We start from the raw sequence: 2866 nt of genomic DNA, 5'->3' as shown, positions 1-2866 counted from the left end.
CTTTGAAAAGCCCTGTTGGTGCTTGCGTTTCTACTGTTTGATAATTGGAGGAAACATAAGCCCCTTTTGCCCATAAGCCTGTTTCTGCCGCACGCCGGTGTGCGAGACCTTCAAGACGCTTTCCGCCTGCTTTGGTCCATTTCTGTAGCTCGGCAGGGACAGCTTCATATTCACCTTGATTGAGCTTTTTTAACAGTGTCGAGTTACAAAAGGCTCCTGTTCCTACATTATAGCAAAAGGACACTAACGCCGCGAATTGTTCATCCGTTAATGAAACTGTAACCGCGCGTTCAACGACATTTTCAAATTGTCTTAAGTCTTGGCAAAGAAGTTCTTCTGCTTGCTTTTCAGTGATTGTCATGCCTTCGTAAATAAAAGGTTTTCCAGCACTGTTTGTATGTCCATAACCTATTGTCCATACCCCAATGGCATCTTTATAGGCGTTTAAACGCAAACCTTCCCATTGTTTGATCAGTGCAAGTCCCTCTAATGATATTTTTCGCATATGCTTCTCCATAAAAAAAGCTCCGCAAAAAGCAGAGCTGGATTAAAAAATTGATATTTTTCCCATTTGAAAGGATGGCTTGTTAAAACCTATGTAGCTTGTTCATTGGAACAAAAGAATGTATTTGACATTATTTATTATGTAGCATATAAACTACAGATGTTTATTGTTAAAAAAACACACTATTTTACAGAGTGGTTAGACTCGTTAAAAGACAAACAAGTGCAAAAGAAAATTGCTGCACGTATTTTCCGCCTTGAATATGGGCTTCTAGGAGACGTGAAATATTTCCGTGGCATTGGTGAACTAAAAATAAATTATGGACCAGGCTATAGGATTTATTTTGTAAAACAAGGGAAACAAATCATTTTGTTGTTAAATGCTGGTGATAAATCTACACAACAAAAAGATATCGAAAAAGCCCTTCAATTAGTAAAGGAAATGAAACATGGAAATTACTAAATTTGATGTAAGTGAATATTTTAACACGCCTGAAGACTTTAAGATTTTATTAGATGATGCTTTAGAAACTAAAAATAGTGGTTATATTGCACATGTATTAGGTATTATTGCACGTAAACAAGGAATGACAGCTGTTTCTCAAGAGACAGGTTTAAATCGCGAGTCCCTCTATCGTTCTTTAAGTGATAAAGGCGACCCACGGCTTTCTACTTTTCTCAGTGTTTTGAATGCTTTAAATTTGCAAATGAGTTTGACACCTATTCAAAAGAATTGTAAGGAGCAGACAACTTTAGAAGAAGCATCTTAACCACCTCCCCATTTTGAGAACGGGGAGGCATATTTTTTTAATTAAGCAACCTTTTTAATGGGGCTCTCTAGATTTGGTTCATAAGCGCGTAACAAAGAATCCATGCTATGCGGTAACTCTGAATCTCCAAAATCTGTAAGAATTGCTAAAATCTTTGTAATATTGGGTAGTTCATCCTGAAGTTTTGAAATCAAAGCTTTTTCTATTACACTCATAGTGTCAACCAGAGCAGTACAATCTTTATCGCTCATATTTTCATGTCTAGAAAATCGAGATAATGCCATCCATAAGTCACATAAGAAGTTGGTATCTATCTTCATTGTACACCTCCATGGATTTGTTCTCTCAAACATGCTAATCCTCTAGATGTGATTTTTGTTGAAGGGAGCACCTTTTCTGTACCATCCGGTCTTTGAATGGTGATAGCAGGACAGTCCATGAATCCTTTCTTGATCTTATCCTGATAAGGTAACAGAGGCGCCCCTGGAGCCCGTCGATACACCCAATCATGTTTACGCNTGGTGATAGCAGGACAGTCCATGAATCCTTTCTTGATCTTATCCTGATAAGGTAACAGAGGCGCCCCTGGAGCCCGTCGATAGACCCAGTCATGTTTACGCAAATAATCGGTTAAGTCCTTTGGTCGTACTTCAAGCATTTTCGCTGCTTCGATAAGACCAAACAACCCATCAGAGCGTTTTAAGCCTTCCAAAGCTTTTGCTTTTGGTGTTAATTCGGCAATGGTGTTATCCTTCTGCTCAATTTGACTTTGTAAATGGTTCAAAACACCAAGTAATGCTTCGGGTTTGGAGTAGTCAACTTGTGGGGTTGCTACTTGTTTCAAAAGCCGTTCGCATTTGATAAAGTATTGACGCGCTTCATGTCCTTTGTCATTCCTCTCTATCATAGAAAGATGTTTAGCCATGTCTAAGGTGAGAGCATAATCTTTAGAAGGACGTCCACCTGAACTTTCGCTCAAAAAAGAGCAAAAGTCATGCTCTTCTTTAAATTTACAATCTTGAATACGTCTGATAATCCAATCTTTAAAACTGGTTTTTACTTCTAAAAATGCGTGTAATTCGCGAGCGTTAACAGTTTGAACTGTTTCCTGTCCAATTATTTGTTCTGATATTTTTATAAGAGTGTTCATGATGAACTCCTAGATGTTAAAGTTTTTGATTGACACTCAATAGAGAGTGCCGGGTGCTCAAAAACACGGCATCTAGTCCGTCGTTATGCCTTTCCCAAAAGGGTATTGTATAGCATAACCACACCCGACAAGACCTTTATATGCCACGGCATATAATGAGTCAAAATCTTTAATGTTCAGAAGATTGATTATTTCGGCAACCAATCCGCTAGATGTTTTAAGGTGTTTTTGAGGCACCTGATTCGATTATTCATATTGTTGCCACATTGTCAAGTTGCTTCTGATAATTTTTTGATATTTTTGCTAATTGATGCCTTCTTCATCCATATGGATAACGCCTTCGCCTTCATCACATGCGTTAGGTGGGGCGTTTGGATCAAGGGTATCATCTTTGTCTGGTGTGGTGTTTGCAACGTTTCCAGCCGCATCTTCTTGGGTTTCA

Annotated in this window: 5 protein-coding genes and 1 pseudogene; 2 read left to right on the top strand and 4 right to left on the bottom strand. The window is 38.5% G+C overall.

The window, feature by feature from the left end:
• The coding region (locus ACFIK4_RS09480) for a lysozyme (RefSeq protein WP_375675823.1) at positions 1-505 on the bottom strand (505 nt) is incomplete at its 3' end.
• A gap of 159 nt (positions 506-664) precedes the next feature.
• Between ACFIK4_RS09480 and ACFIK4_RS09475 the strand changes: the two genes are divergently transcribed.
• Positions 665-967: a type II toxin-antitoxin system RelE/ParE family toxin gene (locus ACFIK4_RS09475; RefSeq protein WP_006589072.1), complete on the top strand. Its 303-nt coding sequence runs from the start codon at positions 665-667 to the stop codon at positions 965-967.
• Positions 954-1274 (top strand): addiction module antidote protein, encoded by a 321-nt coding sequence (locus tag ACFIK4_RS09470; protein WP_375621863.1) that lies wholly within the window; start codon positions 954-956, stop codon positions 1272-1274. The genes ACFIK4_RS09475 and ACFIK4_RS09470 overlap by 14 nt, the downstream gene beginning before the upstream one ends.
• A 41-nt stretch (positions 1275-1315) precedes the next feature.
• On the opposite strand, the gene ACFIK4_RS09465 is transcribed toward ACFIK4_RS09470, so the two are convergent.
• From ACFIK4_RS09465 to ACFIK4_RS09455, 3 genes and pseudogenes are all read right to left on the bottom strand, one after another.
• On the bottom strand, positions 1316-1594 hold the full coding sequence (locus tag ACFIK4_RS09465; RefSeq protein ID WP_375628357.1) for a hypothetical protein: 279 nt from the start codon (positions 1592-1594) through the stop codon (positions 1316-1318).
• On the bottom strand, positions 1591-2424 hold the full coding sequence (locus ACFIK4_RS09460) for an antA/AntB antirepressor family protein (protein ID WP_375675822.1): 834 nt from the start codon (positions 2422-2424) through the stop codon (positions 1591-1593). Before ACFIK4_RS09460 ends, ACFIK4_RS09465 begins: the two co-directional genes overlap by 4 nt.
• Positions 2425-2727: 303 nt before the next feature.
• Positions 2728-2866, bottom strand: a pseudogene (locus tag ACFIK4_RS09455) (late control protein); the annotation flags it as partial.

Source organism: Bartonella sp. AP9QHHD, assembly GCF_042195625.1.
GTDB lineage: Bacteria > Pseudomonadota > Alphaproteobacteria > Rhizobiales > Rhizobiaceae > Bartonella.
This window is presented reverse-complemented; position numbering and strand designations above follow the sequence as displayed.

Excerpts from the sequence above, each read along its gene's own strand:
- ACFIK4_RS09475 (WP_006589072.1), top strand. The coding sequence starts at position 665 with ATGTTTATTGTTAAAAAAACACACTATTTTACAGAGTGGTTAGACTCG.
- ACFIK4_RS09470 (WP_375621863.1), top strand. The coding sequence starts at position 954 with ATGGAAATTACTAAATTTGATGTAAGTGAATATTTTAACACGCCTGAA.
- ACFIK4_RS09465 (WP_375628357.1), bottom strand. The coding sequence starts at position 1,594 with ATGAAGATAGATACCAACTTCTTATGTGACTTATGGATGGCATTATCT.